The organism is Janthinobacterium sp. CG_23.3 (assembly GCF_046115965.1).
Taxonomy (GTDB): domain Bacteria; phylum Pseudomonadota; class Gammaproteobacteria; order Burkholderiales; family Burkholderiaceae_D; genus Janthinobacterium.
Genome location: NZ_JBJXIB010000125.1, coordinates 1 through 18,097 on the forward strand (window position 1 = coordinate 1; position 18,097 = coordinate 18,097).

The window sequence follows — 18,097 nt, forward strand, 5'->3', positions numbered from 1 at the left end:
TCCTTTTGCCCAGTGTAGACCGGGTTTGTGTTCTCGCCCGGTTTAAGGCTCTCCAGGTTGAGGCCCGGCCCTGTTGGGGGGCGCCATGGCGCCGCCGGCGGGGCCGCGGCCGGCTCGGCCGATTTCTTGCGCAGCGCGAAGGCTTGCTTGTAGGCCATGCTGGCGAAGCCGTGCTGGCAATACGCCGGCACCTCGGCGTAGCCGGCCAGCAAGATGCCGTCGTCGGCCAGCAGCGCCGCCAGCGTCGCGATGGCCGCCTTGGTGGTGGCCTTGTCGAAATAAATCAGCAGGTTGCGGCAAAACACCACGTCGTAATACCCGGCCGTGACGGCCTCGCCCAGGCGCAGCAGGTTGCCCTGGCGGAAATTGACCTGGGCCCGCAAGCCGTCGTCGATGCGGTATTCGCCGGCGCCGAGGTGGCTGAAGTGGCGCTCGCGGAAGGCGGTGTCGCCGCCGCGGAAGGCGTTGCGCCCGTACACGCCGCGGCGCGCGCGGGCGATGCAGGCCGCGCTCAGGTCGATCGCGTCGATGCTGTAGGCCGCCGCCGGCACGCCGGCGTCGCGCAGCGCCATCGCCATCGAATACGGCTCCTCGCCGCCGGCGCAGGGCAGCGACAGGATGCGCACCGGGCGGACGCCGGCGCCGGCCAGACGCTGCTGGACGAAGGCGGTGGCGGCGTGGAAGGCTTGCGGATCGCGGAACAACCACGACTCCGGCACCACCACCAGCTCGACCAGTTCGGCCAGTTCGTCGGCGCCGAGCCCGGCCAAGTAGTGGTCGCTGTCGGCGATGGCGCGCAGCTCCATGCGCTGCCGCACGGCGCGTTCGGCGCTGGCCTTCGACAGGTTCAGGCCGGTGGCCTGGCGCAGCAGCGCCTGGGCTTTCATGGCTGGCCGTCGCGCCGCTGGAACAGCGCGGCGCGCAGCGCCGCCGGCAGCAGTTGCGCCAGTTCGACCAGCTGGACGATGCCGTCGGCGTCGCTGGCGACCTGGCCGAGGAAGGGCGCGGCCGCCACGCCGCTGTCGCGCAGCGCCTGCGCGGCCACCTCGGCGACGCCGCGCACGCGCTGCGCCAGCAGGCCCAGCGGATGGGCGGCGCCGTCGGGCGCGTGGTAGTCGACAATGACGATGCGGGTGTCGTAGTGCTCCGGCGCCGGCGCCAGGCCGGCCAGCTGGCACAGGTCGACCACCGGTACCGGCACGCCGTGCAAGTCGAGCAAGCCGGCCACGCCGGCGGGCGCCAACGGCAGCTGCTTGAGCTCCAGCAGCGGCAGCACGCGCAGCACCGCGCCCAGCCTGAGGGCGTAGCGGTCCGGCCCGATGTGGAAGATCAGCGCCTTCATGGCGCCGCTAGGTGGCGACGGCGAAATTGGCGACGCTGGCCTGCAGGTCGCCGGCGGCGTACTGCAACTGGTGTACCGCCTCGCTGGTGGCCTTGAGCGAATCGACCGTTTGCTGGGTGGCGTCGTTCAACTGCATCATCGTGTCCGAGATCTGCGAGGCGCCGATGGCCTGCGACTGCATGCCCTGCAGCACGGCGTCGAACTGCGGCGCCAGCTTCTGCACCTGGTCCATCACCGACGACAACTGCTCGGCGACCTGGCGCACCTCGCCGACGCTGCGGCGGATCTCCTCGGAGAACTTGTCCATGCCCATGACGCTGGCCGACACCGCCGACTGCATCTCCTTGAGCATCTGCTCGATGTCCCAGGTCGACACCGAGGTCTGGTCGGCCAGGCGGCGGATCTCGGTGGCCACCACCGAGAAGCCGCGCCCGGCCTCGCCGGCCTTTTCGGCCTCGATGGCGGCGTTCAGCGACAGGATGTTGGTCTGGTCGGCAACCTTGGTGATGGTGATCAGCACGCTGTTGATGTTGCTGGCCTTTTCCGACAGCGCGGCCAGCTTGGCGTTGATCGAATCGGTGGCCGAGACCATGTGCTGCATGGTCTGGTCCATCCGCTTCAGGTTGTTTTGCGCCTCGGCGGTGGCCGAGGTGGTGTAGTCGGCCACGGCGGTGGCGTCCTCCATGGTCTTCAGCAACTGGCTGGTGTTGGCCGAAATCTCCTTGGTGGTGCTGAGGATCTCGACGCTGGTCTGCGCCTGCTCGATGCCGGTGGCCTCCTGCTGCTTGGCCGAGGCGGCGATCTCGGTGGCCGAGGTGGTGACTTGGATGCCGGCCTTCTGGACGTTGTTGAGCAGGCTGCGCAGGTTCTCGAACATCGTCGCCAGGCCGCCGCCGAGCTGGCCGATGGCGTCGGCGCCGCGGATTTCGACGACGCCGGTCAGGTCGCCCGAGGCGGCCTTCGACACCACCAGCAGCAGCGCGTCGACCTTGCCCTTGAGCAGGTTGGTGGCGACTTGCTCGTTGACCTGGTTGTCCTGGATGGTCTGGGCCATGCGGTTGAACTCCAGCGTCACCTGGCCCAGCTCGTCGCGCGAGACGAGCGCCGCGCGCGCGCCCTGTTCGCCGGCGGCGACGCGGCCGACCGCGTCGGTCAGGTTGTTGAGCGGGCCGAGGATGGCCTTGGCCAGCAGGAAGGAGATGGCCAAGGCCGCCAGCACGCACAGCAGGCCGCCCAGCGACAGCACCAGCACCATGTTTTCCTGCAGCTTGGCGGAGGCGCGCGCGCGCTCGGCCAGCAGGCGGGTTTCCTCGGCGTCGAGCTCCTCGATCAACTGCCTGGACTGCTTCAGCGCCGGATAACCGCCCTTGGGCAGGCTGCGCCCGATCATGTCGGCGGCGCCGGCCGCGCCGCCCAGGGCGCGGCGCTGGACGATCAGCGGCGCGATCCACTCCTTGACCCAGGCCAGCGTCAACTGCTCGATTTTCCTGGCGCGCTGCTGCTGCGCCGGGTTGTCGGCGGTCAGCGCGACCAGTTGCCGGACGTGGCTCTGCAACAGCTGCGACTCGTCGCGCTCGGGCGTGAGCGAGGCCTCGTCGCCGTTCAGCAGGAACAGGCGGGTCTCGGCCTGGATTTGCAGGATGGCGTTCTGGACCTTGTCGACGCGCAGCATCACGTCGTTGGTGTGGCGGTCCCAGGCGTTGGCCTCGGACAGGCGCGCGAAGCTGTTGTAGGCCACCACCAGCAAGACCAAAATGATGGCGACGATGGCGCCGAAGCCGAGGTAAAGCTTGTTTTTAATGCTCAGGTCGGTAAACATGGACTCTCCGGGTCGGGGCGGTGGCGTGCTTGCTCGCTTGCATTCACTTGCACCCTAGCATTCTGCCATGCGCGGCGCCCCCGTGGCGCGAACTTGTGCATTGACGCCGCGCAAAAAAAAACGGACCGCTGCGAAGCGGCCCGTTGCCCGCCCCCGGCCGCGGCCGGGGGCGTCGATGCGCGGCCTTACTGGCCGCGTTTTTCGCGCGCCACCGCGGCGATGCGCATGCGCAGCGCGTTGAGCTTGATGAAACCGCCGGCGTCGGCCTGGTTGTAGGCGCCGCCGTCCTCGTCGAAGGTGGCGATGTTCATATCGAACAGCGAGTCGGTCTTGGAATCGCGCGCGACGACGATGACGTTGCCCTTGTACAGCTTCAGGCGCACCCAGCCGTTGACGCATTGCTGCGTGTGGTCGATCAGCGTCTGCAGCGCCACGCGCTCCGGCGCCCACCAGTAGCCGTTGTAGATCATCGAGGCGTAGCGCGGCATCAGGTCGTCCTTCAGATGCGCCACTTCGCGGTCCAGCGTGATCGACTCGATCGCCCGGTGCGCCTTGAGCATGATGGTGCCGCCCGGGGTTTCATAGCAGCCGCGCGACTTCATGCCGACGTAGCGGTTCTCGACCAGGTCGAGGCGGCCGATGCCGTGCTTGCCGCCGACGCGGTTCAACTCGGCCAGCACCGTGGCCGGCGACATGCGCACGCCGTTCAGCGCGACGATGTCGCCCTTTTCGTATTCGACGTCGAGGTACTCGGCGGCGTCCGGCGCCGCTTCCGGGCTGACGGTCCAGCGCCACATCGACTCTTCCGCCTCGGCGCTCGGGTTCTCCAGGTGGCGGCCCTCGAAGCTGATGTGCAGCAGGTTGGCGTCCATCGAATACGGCGCGCCGCCGTTCTTGTGCTTCATGTCGATCTCGATGCCGGCGTCCTGCGCGTACTGCAGCAGTTTTTCGCGCGACAGCAGGTCCCACTCGCGCCACGGGGCGATGATCTTGACGTCCGGTTTCAGCGCGTAGGCGCCCAACTCGAAGCGCACCTGGTCGTTGCCCTTGCCGGTGGCGCCGTGCGAAATGGCGTCGGCGCCGGTTGCGCGGGTGATTTCGATCAAGCGCTTGGCGATCAGGGGGCGGGCGATCGAGGTGCCCAGCAGGTACTCGCCCTCGTAGACGGTATTGGCGCGGAACATCGGGAAGACGAAATCGCGCACGAACTCCTCGCGCACGTCGTCGATGTAGATGTTTTCCGGCTTGATGCCGAACTTGATCGCCTTGGCGCGCGCCGGCTCGAGTTCCTCGCCCTGGCCGAGGTCGGCCGTGAAGGTGACGATCTCGCATTGATAGTTATCCTGCAACCACTTCAGGATGACGGAGGTGTCCAGTCCGCCCGAATAGGCCAGCACTACTTTTTTAATATCGCTCATAATATTTCCAGTTGTCGTTGATACGTTCAGTTTACCCGGCCTAACAGCAGGTATTCAATCAGGGCCTTCTGCACATGCAGGCGGTTCTCGGCTTCTTCCCACACCACCGACTGCGGGCCGTCGATCACCTCGGCGGCGACCTCCTCGCCGCGGTGGGCCGGCAGGCAATGCATGAACAGCGCGTCGGGCGCGGCGCGCGCCATCTTGGCGGCGTCGACGATCCAGCCGTCGAAGGCGGCCAGGCGCGCCGCGTTCTCGGCCTCGTAACCCATGCTGGTCCAGACGTCGGTGTTGACCAGGTGCGCGCCGGCGCAGGCGTCGGACGGCTCGGCGAAAAAGGTGTAGCGCTTCGTCGTCACCTGGGACAGGTCCACGTCGTAGCCCTTCGGCGTCGACACGTTGACGTGGAAGCCGAACACCTCGGCCGCCTGCAGCCACGAGTACAGCATATTGTTGGCGTCGCCGATCCAGGCGACGACCTTGCCGGCGATCGAGCCGCGGTGTTCGATATAGGTGAAAATGTCGGCGAACACCTGGCAGGGGTGGTGCTCGTTGGTCAGGCCGTTAATCACCGGCACGCGCGAATTGGCGGCGAAACGCTCGATGATATCCTGGCCGAAGGTGCGCACCATGATGATATCGCACATGCGCGACATCACCTGGCCGGCGTCCTCGACCGGCTCGCCGCGGCCGAGCTGGCTATCGCGGGTATTCAGATAAATCGCCGCGCCGCCCAGCTGGTGCATGCCGGCCTCGAAGGACAGGCGGGTGCGGGTCGAATTTTTCTCGAATACCATGACCAGCGTACGGTCGATCAGCGGATGGTAAATCTCATAATTCTTGAATTTGCGCTTGATCAGATGGGCGCGCTCGATCACATATTCGTATTCGGCCAACGTAAAGTCGGAAAACTGGAGGTAATGCTTGATCGGTTTTTTGGTAGACATATAGACCACTTGAGGATGCGGAGGCCGCCGGCGGCGTGCCTTTCCCGCCGGTAAGCGGATCAATTATAAGGGTTTTGCTTTTGGAATGGAAAGGACGGCGGCCGCGGGGGCGCCGCAAGCGTCTGGACATTCCCACAACGACCGGGCGGCGGCGGCGCTTTCCGGGCGAACAATCTGCGGTAAAACGGCGCGCGCGTGACAGAAGCTGGCCGCGCCGGCGAACGCAACAAGCCCGGGGCCTCGGACGCTGGCCCGTCAATAGATGGCGGCGGGGTGGGCCGGGTCGTGCCGCGGCGCTTTCAGCGGCAGCTCGAGGGTGAAGGTGGTGCCGCCGGCGCCGCTGGCCACGCCGATGTCGCCGCCCAGCAGCGCGTTGACGATGTTGTAGCTGATCGATAGCCCCAGGCCGCTGCCGCCTTGTCCCAGTTTGGTGGTGAAGAAGGGGTCGAAGATGCGCCCCAGGTGGGCTTCGGCGATGCCGGCGCCGTTGTCGCGGAAGGTGACGCGCACGCGCCCGTTCGCCAGCGCCACCGCGCTCAGCCAGATTTGCCCGCCCTGGCCGCGCTCGAAGGCGTGCAGCAGGGCGTTGTTGATCAGGTTGGTGACGACTTGGCCGAACGGCCCCGGGTAGCTGTCCATGACCAGCATCGGCGGAATGTCGAATTCGAGGCTGTGGCCGTTGCCGCGAATGCGGTTCATCATCGTCGCGATGATCTCGTGCGCCACTTGCTGCAGGTCGAACAGGCGCCGTTGTTCGGTGGTGCGGTCGACCGCGACTTGTTTGAAGCTGTTGACCAGGTCGGCGGCGCTGGTGAGCCCGCGCATCACCAGCACCGAGGCCTTCTTCGAGTCGGCGATGTAGGCGGCCAAGTCGGAGCGGCGCATGCCGGCGCCGCCCATCAGCGTGTCGAGTTCCTCGGTTTTCTGTTGCATGGTGCTGGCGATGAGCAGGCTGTTGCCGATCGGCGTGTTGAGTTCGTGGGCGACGCCGGCCATCAGCGAGCCGAGCGCGGCCAGCTTTTCCTGCGACACCAGCTGCGTCTGGGCGTCCTGCAATTGGCGGTAGGCGTGGGCGTTGTCGAGCGCGACGGCGCCGTAGGCGCACAGGGTGCGGAAGATCAGCCGCTCGCGCTCGCCGTAGGCGTCGGCGTGCAGCGCCTGCACCGTCATCACGCCCAGCGCCCGCTCGCCCGCCAGCAGCGGCACGTACAGCGCGCTCAGCGTCGCCTGCGTGCCCGGCACCACCGTCACGTGCCGCCCGTCGTCGGCGATGCGTTCGATGTAGACTTCGCGCCGCTCGCGCGCGCACCGCGCCGCGTAGGCGTGCGGGTGGGCCAGCGCGATGCTGTTCGGCGCCAGCGCGCGGCCGTCCTCGACGCCGTGGGCGCGCACCAGGCTGGCGCCGTCGGGCGCGTTCAGGTAGACCGCGAAGGTGGCCGTCGGCAGCAGCGCGTGGACGTGCCGGTCGAGCACCTGGAACACGGCGTCGGCTTCCAGGTGGGTGGTGATTTCCTGGCCGATCGCCGAGAGCCGCTCCAGCGTGGCGCTGGTGTGCTGCAGCACGGCGGCGCGGCGCGCCTCCGACTCGGCCAGTGCGCGGTGGTGCTGGCCCTCGGCGCGCGCGTGTTCGGTCTGGTGGTGCACCTGCATCGCGGTGGCGCGGTTGCCGGCCTCCTGGCTGTGGGTCTGCTCGCGCGCGGCGCCCGCTTCCAGCGCGGCGGCGTAGGCTTGCTGGTACAGGCCGGCCCGGGCGTATTCGCGCGCCAGCGCGTCGAGCAGGTCGCCCGGCACGATGTAGCCGGCGACGGTGCCGGCCACCGCCAGCGCCTGTTTCAGGTAGTGCAGCGCGGCGTTCGGCTCGCCCATCGGCGCCGGCGCCGGCAGCGCGTGGCGCGCGTGGATCATCGCCAGCACGCGCAGCGCGGCGATGTGGTTGTAGGCGTGGCCCTGGCGCTCGGCCAACGCCACCGCCGTCAGCGCCGCGCGCAGCGCCTCGTGCGGGCGCTCCAGGCAGGACAGCGCGTGCCCCTGGCCGCGCCGCGCCGAGCTTTGGAAGTCGGCCTGGTCGAGCGCGTCGGCGCGCTGTTCCAGGCGGGTGAAGGCGTCCAGCGCGGCGGCGTAGTCGCCGCGGTCCAGGCTCAGGTCGCCCAGGTAGCGCAGCGCGATGGCGTAGCTGCGCGAGCCCGACAGCGGTGCCATGATCTGCAGCGCCTCCTGTAGCAGCTGGCCGGCCGCCTCCAGCCGGCCCAGCCGGCGCAGCGATTCGGCGGTGTGCATCAGGCCGGCGCCGACGCTGCGCGGCCAGCCGGTCGGGCGCGCCAGGTCGAGCGCGCACTGCTTCCATTCCAGCGCGGCGTGGTGGTCGTTGAGGCGGGTGAAGTAGCCGCCGATGTTGATGGCGGCGGTGATGGCTTGGCGCAGCTGGCCGGTGGCCAGCGCCGCCTCGTAGCAGCCGATGTAGTAGCCGGCGGCCGCACCCAGGTCGCGCGACTGGCTGGCGCTTAGGCCGAGGTAGTCGTTGACCCAGGCCGCCAGCGCGGCCGGGCGCGCCTCGTCGCTGTCGAAGTGGTGGCCCCAGCGGGCGCTGGCCGCGTGCATGTCGCGCAGCACCGCCCAGCGCGCCATGGCCGCCTCGGCGATGGCCGCGCGCAGCGTGTCGCCGGCGCCGCGGGCGGCGTCGGCGGCCTGGAGTAGTTCGGCGTCGCAGCGCGCGTGCTCGCCGCGGTCGACCGCGATCCAGGCTTGCAGCCAGTGCGCGTCGGCGCAGCCGGCGCCGTCGCCCAGCTCGCGCAGCGCCGCGCCGGCTTCGCGCGCGCGCGCCTCGGCGTCGTCCAGCGCGCCGTGCAACCAGATGGTTTCGGCCTGCACCAGCAGCAGGCGCGCGGCGGCGGCGCGCCGCTGCGGCGCGGCCAGCGCCGCGCGCGGCAGCAAGTCGAGGGCTTCGGCGGCCAGCGCGGCCGCGCGCGCGCTGTCGCGCTGGCGCACATGCCAGGCCAGCGCCACCAGCGCCGGCAGGCGGGCCGCCCCGCGCAGCGGCAGCAACGCCGTTTCCCATTGCGCGACGTGGTCGTCGCGCGCGAACATTTCCATCTGCGGTCCCTTGAGCGAGTGGGCCTGCCCCGGCCGTGCGGACAAGATAGTACTGCCCAGCATTGTATGCTGCATTTGACAAGTTGCACAGTTGGCAAGGGGAGGGCGTGGCGTTGGCGATTTTCGCCGGTCGGGTTAGCCCTCCGCTGTTACACGACGTGGCAAACCCGACTGGCATCGGCGGCGGCCCGGCGTCGGATTACGCTGCGCTAATCCGAGCTACGACAGGCGAACTGAACGCTTAGTACAGCGTTTGCGCCGATTCGTGCAGCAGCTGGCCGTACAGGGTGTGGCGCATGCGCGCGATTTTGCCTTCGGCGACGGCCGCCAGCACCGCGCATTGCGGCTCGATCAGGTGGCGGCAGTTGTAGAACTTGCAGCCGCCCAGGTAGGGCTTGAATTCGCGGAAGGCGCGCTCCAGCATGCCTTCGCTGAGGTGGTACAGGCCGAATTCCTGGAAGCCGGGCGAGTCGATGATGGACGCTTCGGCGCCCAGGCTGTACAGGCGCGTGAAGGTGGTGGTGTGCTTGCCGGTGTCGAGCGCCGCCGAGATTTCGCGCACGGCGATGTCGGCGTCCGGCACCAGCAGGTTGATCAGCGAGGACTTGCCCATGCCGGACTGGCCGATCAGGATCGACGACTGGCCGGCCAGCAGCGGCGCCATGGTCGCCACCGCGTGCTCGGGGTCGGCGCGCGCCGACACTTCGTGGATCGGATAGCCCAGCGCGGCGTACGCTTGCAGCCGTTCGCGCGCGCGCGCCAGCGAGGCCGTCACGTCGGTCTTGTTGAGGATGATGCGCGCCTCGATGCCGGCCGCGTCGGCCGCCACCAGCGAGCGCGAAATGAGGTCGTCGGCGAAGCCCGGTTCGGTCGCGACGACGATGAACAACTGCGTCAGGTTGGCCGCCAGCAGCTTCGATTTGTATTGGTCGGAGCGGTACAGCAGCGTCTTGCGCTCGGTGATGACGTCGATAACGCCCTGGTTTTGCGACGTCAGCGTCAGCTTGACGATGTCGCCGACGGCGACGTTGGTCTTTTTGCCGCGCGTGACGCACTGCAGCTTGACGCCGTCGGCGTCGGCCAGGTAGTGGCGCCCGTGCGCGGCGATGATGGTGCCGGTCAGTTGCGTCATGCCGCCACCGCCGCGCTGTGCGCCGTGGCGCGGTACAGCGCGTCGGCCTTGGCCGCGCAGATGAAGTCGTTCTCCGACAGGCCGCCCTTACCGTCGTTGACCGAGTGGGTGGCGTAGCGCGCCACGCAGCTGTTGTAGCCGACGGTCAGTTCCGGGTGGTGGTCCTGGGCGTGCGTCATGTAGGCCAGCGCGTTGACGAAGGCCAGCGTCTGGTAGTAGTTGCGGAAGGCGAAGCTCTGGCACAGCTTGCCGTGCTCGACGGCCCAGCCGGGAACCAGCGGCAGCAGGCGCGCGACGGCGCCCTGGTCGAGCGCGTGCTGGCGCGGCGCGCAATGTTGCGCGCTGAGCGCGGCGGTGTCGTTGGTGGTGTTGGTCATAAAATTCTCCGGGCTCATTGCGGGGCCAGATTGAGTTGGCGGATGCGTACGCTGGCGGGCGGGTGCGAGTCGTAAAAGGCCGAATGCAGCGGGTCCGGCGTCAGCGTAGAGGCGTTGTCTTCGTACATTTTGACCAGCGCCGAGACCAGGTCGCGCGCGTCGGTGTGGCTGGCGGCGAAGGCGTCGGCTTCGAACTCGTGTTTGCGCGAGCTGAGCGAGGTCAAAGGGCCGAGCAGGAAGGTGAACACCGGCAGCGCCAGCATGAACAGGATCAGCGCCATGGCGTCGTTGGGCTGGCCGGCCAGCAGCAGCGGGTCGACCCCCAGGCCGGTGTAGAACCACAGCTGGTTCTTCAGGTAGCCCAGCAGCGCCAGGAAGGCCAGCGAGATGGCGAACATCATGCCGATGCGCTTGACGATGTGCTTGAGCTTGAAATGGCCCAGTTCGTGCGCCAGCACCGCCTCGATTTCCTGCGGCGCCAGGCGCGCCAGCAGGGTGTCGAAGAAGACGATGCGCTTGTTGGCGCCGAAGCCGGAAAAGTAGGCGTTGCCGTGGGCGCTGCGCTTGGAGCCGTCCATGACGAACAGGCCCTTCGAGGCGAAGCCGACGCGCTGCATCAAGCCTTCGATGCGGGTTTTCAGCGATTCGTCGGCCAGCGGCGTGAACTTGTTGAACAGCGGCGCGATCACGCTCGGGAACAGCACCATCATCAACAGTTGGAAGCCGCTCCACACCAGCCAGGCGTACAACCACCACAGGCCGCCGGTTTTTTCCATCAGCGTCAGTACCACCCAGATCAACGGCAGGCCGATGGCCGCGCCCAGCAGCAGGCCCTTGGCCATGTCGGCGAAGAACAGCGCCTTGCTCATTTTGTTAAAGCCGAAGCGCTGCTCCAGCTTGAACTGCTTGTAATAGTCGAACGGTAGGTCGAGCAGGCCGGAGATGGCGGCGAAGGCGACCAGCAGGCCGAGCTGGTAGGCCATGCCGGGGCCGGCCAGCTTGAATACTTCGATCGACAGCCATTGCAGGCCGCCGAGCAGGGTGAAGCCGATCAGCACGGCGCTGTTGACCAGCAGCGCGAGCAGCCCCAGCTTGGTCTTGGCGACGGTGTAGTCGGCCGCCTTTTGATGCGCGGCCAGGCGGATTTTCTCGGCGAATTCGGGCGGCACGGCGGCGCGGTTGGCCAGCACGTGGCGGATGTGGCGCGAAGCGAGCCAGAAGCGCACCACTAGCGTCAACAGAAGGAAAGATACAAACAAAATGGAAAACGCGAGTGAATACATTCTATGCCTGTGAGAAAATGGCGGATTGAATTGATTTGGCCAAGAGAGAATTATGTCACAAGCGACCGACGTAGCAGCACCCGCCACCCCAATCCGCCCAAATGAGATGAATTTGATCTGGGTCGACATGGAAATGACCGGCCTGGAGCCGGACACCGACCGCATCATCGAGGTCGCCGTGGTGGTCACCGACATGCATCTGAACGTGCTGGCCGAGGGGCCGGTGTTCGCGATCCACCAGTCCGACGAGACGCTGGGAAAAATGGACGCCTGGAACAAGGGCACCCACGGCCGCTCCGGCCTGATCGACCGCGTCAAGGCGTCGACGGTGACGGAGGCGCAAGCCGAAGCCGAGCTGATCGCCTTCCTGAGGAAGTATGTTCCCGCCGGCAAGTCGCCGATGTGCGGCAACACCATCGGCCAGGACCGCCGCTTCATGGTGCGCGGCATGCCGAAGCTGGAGGCGTTCTTCCACTACCGCAACGTCGACGTGTCGACCCTGAAGGAACTGTGCAAGCGCTGGAAGCCGGAAATCTCCACCGGCTTCAAGAAGCACCAGAAGCATACCGCGATGGCCGACATCATCGAGTCGATCGAAGAATTGAAGTACTACCGCGAGCATTTCATCAAACTGTAACCCCGCAGACCGTCTGCGTGCCGGCCCGGTCGGGGCGGCGCCTTCACGCCCCCTACCTTTTCTACGACTGACTATGCACGCCGAAAACTTCGTATTGCAAGACTATTTGGACCGGATCGGCTACGCCGGCGCGGCCGGCGCCGACATCGCCACCGTCCACTCGATGATGCGCTGCCAGTTGTTCGCGGTGCCGTTTGAAAACCTCGACGTCCAGGCCGGCAAGGTGGTCTCGCTGGTGCCGGAGGAAATCGTCGAGAAGATCGTCGGGCGCCGCCGCGGCGGTTACTGCTACGAGGTCAACGGCCTGTTCGCGATGGCCCTGGAAGCGCTCGGCATCGCCTACCAGTTCGTCGCGGCGCGGCCGATGTTCTACCCGGTCAAACGGCCGAAGACCCACATGGCGGTGGTGTTGACGCTGGACGGCGCGCAGTGGTTGTGCGACCTGGGCTTTGGTAGTTACGGCATCCGCGCGCCGATGCGCCTCGACCTGCTCGACAGCGCGGTGCGCCAGGACGACGACAGCTTCATGTTGAGCAAGCTCAACGAACGCGACTATTTGCTGCAGGCGCTGGTCGAGGGCGAGTGGGGCCGGCAGTACGGCTTCGACCTGTCGCCGCAGGAATGGATCGACTTCGCGCCGGCGAATTATTTGAATTCGACCCATCCGGACGCGATCTTCGTGCAGAAGCTGGTGATCGTCCGGCACGACCCCGAGGGGCGGCGTATTTTCGTCGGCGACCTGCTGAAAACGGTGCGCGCCGGCCACGTCGACAAACGCACCGTCGGCCCCGGCGAGCGCGCCGCGCTGCTGCGCGACACCTTCGGCTTGGCGCCGGACGCCTGAGGCGCGCCGCCGGCTAGGCGGCGTCGGCCCCGGCCTCGGCGACCAGCCAATCGCAAAACGCGTGGACCAGCGGATTGCTTTCCGCCTGGACCGAGCGCAGCAGGTAATAACAATACGGTCCCATGACCCGGTGTTCGAGCGCGCGCACCAGCCGGCCCGACGCCAGGTCGGCGGCGATCAAGGGTTCGGCGGCCAGCGCCACCCCCTGGCCGCTGGCCGCCGCCTCCAGGCTCAAATACGTGTGCGAAAAGCGCGGTCCGCTGCCGCCCGGGTGCGGCACGCCGCAGCTGTGCATCCAGCGCGCCCAGTTCATCTCGGCGGGCAGCTTGGCTTCCGGCTCGTCGTGCAGCAGCGTATAGCGGCGCAGGTCGGCCGGTCCGCGCAAATCGCCGGCCGCCGCCAGGTAGGCCGGGCTGCACACGGCGGAAAACCATTCCTCCATCAATAAGTCCACCTTCAGCCCCGGATAATGCCCCGGCCCGAGCCGGATCGCCACGTCGACGCCCTCGCGCGCCAGGTCGACCGCGTTGGTCGAGGCCAGCACGCGCAGCTCGATTTGCGGGTGGCGGTCGCGCAGCCGGCCCAGGCGCGGCATCAGCCAGCGCGTCACCAGCGAGGTGGTGGCGGTGACGGTGACGACGCGCTCCTCGCCCTGCCGGCGCGCCGCCTCGGAGACGTCGGCCAGCCGGTCGAGGATGGGGCGCAGCGATTCGGCGTAGCGCTGGCCGGCGCTGGTGAGCACCACGCCGCGCGCCATGCGCTGGAACAAGGGCACGCCCAGCCACGCCTCCAACTGCTTGACGTGGTGGCCGATCGCGCCGGCGGAGACGTGCAACTCCTCGCCGGCGCGCTGGAAACCCCGGTTGCGCGCGGCCGCTTCAAACGCGTGCAGGGCCGCGAGCGGGGGCAGTTGGCGTGACATATTAGCCTCAATAATATTTGGTCTTAGCGGGAAGAATATTGGTTTGTTTAGAACTGTGCAAGCGAATATGATGGATTCGTCGCTGGAAGACGACCCGCAATTAAATTGACGCATTGCGCGTCTCGCTCCGGTCCGCGGCGGCGCCCCCTCCACACTAGCCAACACAAGGAAAAATCATGTCCCATCGACGCGCAGTCGCCCTGGTATTGCTGTCGGCCGTCGGTTTCGGCAGCATGGCCCTGTTCGCCAAGGCGGCGTACGCGTCCGGCGTCGCGCCGTCGACCCTGCTGGCCTTGCGCTTCGTGCTGGCGGCGCTGATGCTGGCGCCGGTGGTCTGGATCAAGGGCCTGCAACTGCCGCGCGGGCGCGTGCTGGCCGGCTATATCGCCATGGGTTGCATGTATACGGCGCAGTCGCAAAGCTATTTCAACGGGCTGCTGCACGCCAGCAGTGGCCTGGTCGGCCTGTTGTTATACGTCTATCCGGTGCTGGTGACGGCGCTGGCGCTGGCGTTCGGCTGGGAGAAACTGGACCGGCGCATGCTGGTGCTGATGTTGGTCGCGGTTGGCGGCATGGCGGTCACGCTGGGAGGGGAGTTGCAGGGCAAGCCGATCGGCATCGCGCTGGCGCTGCTGGCGGCGGCGATCTACGCGTTCTATATCTTGCTGGGCAACCGCCTCTCGCGCAGCCGGCAGGATACCCATCCGATGGCGGCCTGCGTCGTCATCATGGTGACCGCGGCGGTGAACAATACCGGGCTGGCGATGTGGAACGGCGTGGCGCTGCCGGACGGCGCCGGCGGCTGGCTGGCGGTGGCGGCAATCGCACTATTCTCGACGGCGATGGCGGTCGCCTGCTTCCTGTCGGGCGTCAAGGAAGTTGGCGCCGCGCAGGCATCGATCCTGTCGACGCTGGAGCCGGTGGTCACGCTCGGCCTTGGCGTGGCGATGCTGCACGAGAGCGTCAGCGCCAGCCAATTGCTGGGCGGCGCGCTGGTGTTGACGGCGGTGGTATTGCTGGCGCAACGGCCGCCGGCCAGGCCTGCGGCCGGCGCGACGGGCGCCCGGGAGGCTTCGGCGTTGAGTTAATGAAAATGAACAGCGTCACCCTGGGGGGCGGCCTTCAGGCCTGACCCCGGCTCTTTGCCTTTGCTGGATTTTCAGCGCCGCCCGTCCGCCGCGGATCGGGAGAGGATTCGATGTTACGATCGACGATTGTCATATATTTAAGGTTCCAAGTGGAAATCGACCATATCTTCATTTGTGTGCAGCCGGGCGCGCCCGAGGCCGAGGCGCTGGCGCAGTTCGGCCTGCTGGAAGGCTCGGGCAACACGCATCCGGGGCAGGGCACGGCGAACCGGCGCTTCTTCTTCGACAACGCCTTCGTCGAGCTGTTGTGGCTGGCCGACGCGGCCGAGGCAAACAGCGACGCCACCCGGCCGACCATGTTGTTACAGCGGCTCACGGGCGACGCCGCGCGGGTGTCGCCGTTTGGGCTGTGCTTCCGGCCCGGCGGTGCCGACGGGCCGCACGCGCCGTTTCCCAGCTGGCAGTACCGGCCGGCGTACCTGCCGCCGGGGCTGGCGGTCGACTTCGCCGACGCGCCGGCCACCGAGCCGATGTGGTTTTTCCTGGCCTTTGGCGGCCGGCCCGACGCGGCCGCGCCGGCGCGCCGCCAGCCCCTGCAACGGCCGGGCGGACTGCGCGAGATCACCTCGCTACGCCTAACCTCGCCGATACGCGGCACCGCGTCGGCCGCCGCCGCCGCCGCGGGCGCCGCCGGCGTCCAGATGGTCGCGGGCGACGGCCACCTGCTGGAGATCGGTTTCGACCACGAGGGCGCGGGGCGCGCGCACGACTTTCGGCCTGGCCTGCCTTTGCTGTTGCGCTGGTAGCATCGCGGGCGCAGGTGTGGCCGGGGCCTGTGGTAGCCTAGTGTCGGCACTGCGCCGCGCACCACCGTGCGGCGCGCGCCCCGCCTGAAGGAGTCCGCATGCTCGCTCAACGCCATCTGGTTCTGTCGCTTGCCCTGCCGCTGGCGGCGCTGTGCGCCGCGCTGTCCGGCGCGCCGGCGGCAGCCGCGCCGGCGCCGGCCGATCCGCTGCACGCCTGGGCCGCCGGCAACGACCCGGCCAAGCTCGAACGCTGGGTCGACGGCCACCTGGCCGCGGCCCGCGCCAGCGTCGACAAACTGTTGGCGGTGCACGGCGCGCGCACGGTCGCCAACACGCTGCGGCACTACGACGAGGCGCTCAACCAGCTCAGCCTGGCCGGCAACCAGGCCTATCTGCTGTACGCGGTGGGACAGGGCGCGACGCTGCGCGACAAGGCGCAGGCGCTGAACCGGAAGGTGGCCAGCGCCAGTGCCACGTTGAACCTGAACCGCGCGGTCTACCAGGCGCTCGGCAAGGTGGTGGCGACGCCCGGCGACGCGGCGACCCGGCGCTACCTGGAGCGCACGCTGCTGCTGTACCGCCTGGCTGGCGTCGACCGCGACGACGCCAGCCGCGCCCGCATCCACGCGCTGCAGGATAAGATCACCGAGCTGTCACTGGTGTTCGGCCGCAACGTCCAGGACGGCACGTTGAAGGTCGGCGCGACGCTGGCCGAACTCGACGGCCTGCCCGCCGACTACATCGCCCGCCACCAGCCCGACGCCGACGGCCGCTACACGCTCACCACCGACCAGCCGGACGCCGCGCCGGTGTTCGACTTCGCCCACAACGCCGAGCTGCGCCGGCGCATGTACCTGGCCTACCACGCGCGCGCCTATCCGGCCAACCGCCAGGTGCTGCTGGAGCTGCTGGCGGCGCGCCAGGAGCTGGCCGGCATCCTCGGCTTCGCCAGCTACGCCGACTTCGCCACCGCCGACCAGATGATCGGCAGCGCCGCCAACGTGCGCAAGTTGTTCGGCGAGGTCGACCAGGCCTCGCACGACGCCATGCAAAAGGAGTACGCCCAGTTGCTGGCGTTCGCCCAGGGCCGCCAGCCGGAGTTGACGGCGATCGCCCAGTCCGACGCCAACTACTGGATCGACCAGTACCGGCGCGAGCGCTACGCCTTCGACACCCAGTCGGTGCGGCCGTACTTCGCCTACGACAAGGTGGAGGCCGGCATACTCGACGCCGCCGCCAAGATCTTCCGCGTGCAGTTCAAGCCGGTCAACAACGCCGCGCGGTGGCACGCCTCGGTGACGCTCTTCGACGTCGTCGACGGCGGCCGCAAGGTCGGCCGGATCTATCTCGACATGCACCCGCGCGAAGGCAAGGACAAGTGGTTTTCCAGCGCCGCGGTGGTGCCCGGCATCCGCGGCCGGCAACTGCCGGAGGGTATGTTGATCTGCAATTTCTCGGGCGGCGCGCCGGGCGACCCGGGCTTGATGCAGTACAGCGAAGTGGTCACCTACTTCCACGAGTTCGGCCATTTGATGCACCACATCCTGGGCAGCCAGAACCGCTGGTCGGGCCAGGGCGGCTTCAACGTCGAGGGCGATTTCGTCGAGGCGCCGTCGCAGATGCTGGAGGAGTTTTTCCGCAGCCACAGCGTGCTGGCGCCGTTCGCCCGCCACTACCAGAGCGGCGCCGTGCTGTCGGCCGAGACGGTGCAGCGGATGAACGCGGCCAACGCCTTCGGCCGAGGCTACTGGGCGCAGCGGCAGTTGTTCTACGCCAGCCTGTCGCTGCGCCTGCACGACCGCCCGGTGGCCGAGGCCGACCCCGACGCCTTGCTGCGCGAGGCCGCCGCCCGCTACAGCCCGTTCAGCTTCGTCGAGGGCAACCACCTGTACGCCAGCTTCACCCACCTGACCGGCTACGCGTCGAATTACTACACCTACGTGCTCGACAAGGTGATCGCGCTCGACCTGTACAGCCGCTTCGAGCGCGCCCGGCCGCTCGACGGCCCGGCTGCGGCGCGCTACCGCAAGAGCGTCATCAACCCGGGCGCGACCAAGCCGGCGGCGCAACTGGTGCAGGACTTCCTCGGCCGGCCGCAAAACATGGACGCCTTCAAGGGCTGGCTGGGCGAACAGTTCGAGGCTACGCCGTAGCCCGGGTGGACGAAGCGTAAGCCGACCTATAAAATCCTCCGCCGCCGTCACTCCCCGGCCAGTTCCCGGTGGCCGGTTCCGGCAAGGCCGACACCGACAGGTACGGTGAATCGGGGCGGAGGGGAACGACTGCGGGCCGCCCGGGGGAGGGGGGGGCGCTAGGGGGGGTTGGAACGTTCTGTGACTCGAAACAAAACCCCACAAGCCAAAGCCAGGCAGCAACATCGCGTCGGTGCCTG

15 protein-coding genes are annotated in these 18,097 nt (G+C 68.0%); 5 read left to right on the forward strand and 10 right to left on the reverse strand.

Annotated elements, in window-relative coordinates:
• The 9 genes from ACFDR9_RS22540 to ACFDR9_RS22580 all read right to left on the reverse strand — a co-directional run.
• On the reverse strand, window positions 1-887 hold an 887-nt coding region (locus tag ACFDR9_RS22540), incomplete at its 3' end, for a CheR family methyltransferase (protein WP_409032436.1).
• The gene (locus ACFDR9_RS22545) at window positions 884-1,342 is read right to left on the reverse strand and encodes a chemotaxis protein CheW (RefSeq protein WP_017876810.1); all 459 of its coding nucleotides are present in this window, start codon (window positions 1,340-1,342) and stop codon (window positions 884-886) included. The genes ACFDR9_RS22545 and ACFDR9_RS22540, both read right to left, overlap by 4 nt.
• Window positions 1,343-1,349: 7 nt before the next feature.
• Complete coding sequence (locus tag ACFDR9_RS22550; protein ID WP_409032437.1) at window positions 1,350-3,161, reverse strand: methyl-accepting chemotaxis protein; 1,812 nt, start codon at window positions 3,159-3,161, stop codon at window positions 1,350-1,352.
• Window positions 3,162-3,346: 185 nt separating this feature from the next.
• Complete coding sequence (locus ACFDR9_RS22555) at window positions 3,347-4,579, reverse strand: argininosuccinate synthase (RefSeq protein ID WP_026132902.1); 1,233 nt, start codon at window positions 4,577-4,579, stop codon at window positions 3,347-3,349.
• Window positions 4,580-4,605: 26 nt separating this feature from the next.
• On the reverse strand, window positions 4,606-5,526 hold the full coding sequence (gene argF, locus ACFDR9_RS22560; protein WP_017876807.1) for an ornithine carbamoyltransferase: 921 nt from the start codon (window positions 5,524-5,526) through the stop codon (window positions 4,606-4,608).
• Between the two features lie 255 nt (window positions 5,527-5,781).
• Window positions 5,782-8,679 carry an ATP-binding protein gene (locus ACFDR9_RS22565; RefSeq protein ID WP_409032438.1) on the reverse strand — a complete coding sequence of 966 codons (2,898 nt, stop codon included), beginning with the start codon at window positions 8,677-8,679 and terminating at the stop codon, window positions 5,782-5,784.
• 178 nt (window positions 8,680-8,857) lie between these two features.
• Window positions 8,858-9,748: a ribosome small subunit-dependent GTPase A gene (gene rsgA / locus ACFDR9_RS22570; RefSeq protein WP_017876805.1), complete on the reverse strand. Its 891-nt coding sequence runs from the start codon at window positions 9,746-9,748 to the stop codon at window positions 8,858-8,860.
• Window positions 9,745-10,125 carry a 4a-hydroxytetrahydrobiopterin dehydratase gene (locus tag ACFDR9_RS22575; RefSeq protein ID WP_409032439.1) on the reverse strand — a complete coding sequence of 127 codons (381 nt, stop codon included), beginning with the start codon at window positions 10,123-10,125 and terminating at the stop codon, window positions 9,745-9,747. The genes rsgA and ACFDR9_RS22575 overlap by 4 nt, the downstream gene beginning before the upstream one ends.
• A gap of 14 nt (window positions 10,126-10,139) precedes the next feature.
• A complete protein-coding gene (locus ACFDR9_RS22580; protein WP_409032440.1) occupies window positions 10,140-11,408 on the reverse strand; it encodes a M48 family metallopeptidase in 1,269 nt (422 codons plus the stop codon).
• Between the two features lie 52 nt (window positions 11,409-11,460).
• Here ACFDR9_RS22580 and orn point away from each other — a divergent pair, with 52 nt between their 5' ends.
• Both orn and ACFDR9_RS22590 read left to right on the forward strand, forming a co-directional pair.
• A complete protein-coding gene (gene orn, locus ACFDR9_RS22585) occupies window positions 11,461-12,045 on the forward strand; it encodes an oligoribonuclease (RefSeq protein ID WP_026132900.1) in 585 nt (194 codons plus the stop codon).
• A 73-nt stretch (window positions 12,046-12,118) separates the two neighbouring features.
• Window positions 12,119-12,889, forward strand: a complete 771-nt coding sequence (locus tag ACFDR9_RS22590; RefSeq protein WP_409032441.1) for an arylamine N-acetyltransferase family protein — start codon at window positions 12,119-12,121, stop codon at window positions 12,887-12,889.
• Between the two features lie 13 nt (window positions 12,890-12,902).
• On the opposite strand, the gene gcvA is transcribed toward ACFDR9_RS22590, so the two are convergent.
• Window positions 12,903-13,811 carry a transcriptional regulator GcvA gene (gcvA, locus tag ACFDR9_RS22595; RefSeq protein WP_409032442.1) on the reverse strand — a complete coding sequence of 303 codons (909 nt, stop codon included), beginning with the start codon at window positions 13,809-13,811 and terminating at the stop codon, window positions 12,903-12,905.
• Window positions 13,812-13,987: 176 nt separating this feature from the next.
• Between gcvA and ACFDR9_RS22600 the strand changes: the two genes are divergently transcribed.
• The 3 genes from ACFDR9_RS22600 (at window position 13,988) to ACFDR9_RS22610 (ending at window position 17,858) form a co-directional block, all read left to right on the forward strand.
• Window positions 13,988-14,899 (forward strand): DMT family transporter, encoded by a 912-nt coding sequence (locus tag ACFDR9_RS22600; RefSeq protein WP_409032443.1) that lies wholly within the window; start codon window positions 13,988-13,990, stop codon window positions 14,897-14,899.
• Between the two features lie 149 nt (window positions 14,900-15,048).
• Entirely contained in the window at window positions 15,049-15,705 is a 657-nt protein-coding gene (locus ACFDR9_RS22605; protein ID WP_409032444.1) for a VOC family protein, read from the forward strand.
• Between the two features lie 98 nt (window positions 15,706-15,803).
• Window positions 15,804-17,858, forward strand: a complete 2,055-nt coding sequence (locus tag ACFDR9_RS22610) for a M3 family metallopeptidase (RefSeq protein ID WP_409032445.1) — start codon at window positions 15,804-15,806, stop codon at window positions 17,856-17,858.
• Window positions 17,859-18,097: the final 239 nt, after the last annotated feature.